This is a genomic window from Colwellia sp. TT2012 (genome assembly GCF_001440345.1).
Taxonomy (GTDB): domain Bacteria; phylum Pseudomonadota; class Gammaproteobacteria; order Enterobacterales; family Alteromonadaceae; genus Colwellia.
The window spans coordinates 1-731 of record NZ_LJYX01000186.1; the positions used below are offsets into that span (position 1 = coordinate 1).

The 731-nt window shown below is 63.7% G+C and carries 1 protein-coding gene; it reads left to right on the plus strand.

Annotation, left to right across the window (positions count from 1 at the left end; translation table 11 throughout):
• Positions 1–731, plus strand: a 731-nt coding sequence (gene selD / locus ASU03_RS19495; RefSeq protein ID WP_157466017.1) for a selenide, water dikinase SelD, incomplete at both ends; no start/stop codon positions are given.

Below are 731 nucleotides of genomic sequence, written 5' to 3' on the forward strand. Positions count from 1 at the left end.
GAGCCGATTCGCCTGACCCAGTACAGCCACGGTGCCGGTTGCGGCTGCAAGATGTCGCCACAGGTGCTGGAAGTGATCCTCGCCGGCAGCGGCGCGCAGAACCTCGACCCCAAGCTCTGGGTAGGCAATGCCTCGCGGGACGATGCGGCGGTGTACTCCATCGATGAAGAGCGCGGCGTGGTCTCCACCACTGACTTTTTCATGCCTATCGTTGACGATCCCTTCGACTTTGGGCGAATTGCCGCCACCAACGCCATCAGTGATATCTACGCGATGGGTGGCGACCCGTTGATGGCCATTGCCATTCTCGGCTGGCCGGTCAATGTACTGGCCCCGGAAATTGCCCGGGAAGTGATTCGCGGTGGCCGCTCAGTGTGCGACGCGGCGGGTATTCCCCTGGCCGGCGGCCATTCCATCGACGCCCCGGAGCCAATCTTCGGCCTGGCCGTCACCGGTCTGGTGGACAAGCGCCATATGAAGCGCAACGACACGGCCACCGCCGGCTGCCGCTTGTACCTGACCAAACCCCTGGGCATCGGCATCCTCACCACGGCCGAGAAGAAGGGCAAACTGCGTGAAGCCGATATCGGCCTGGCGCGGGACTGGATGTGTACCCTCAACAAGCCTGGCAGCCGCTTTGGCAAGCTGGCTGGCGTGACCGCGATGACCGACGTCACCGGTTTCGGCCTGCTCGGCCATCTGGTGGAAATGGCCGACGGCAGCGGTTTGAC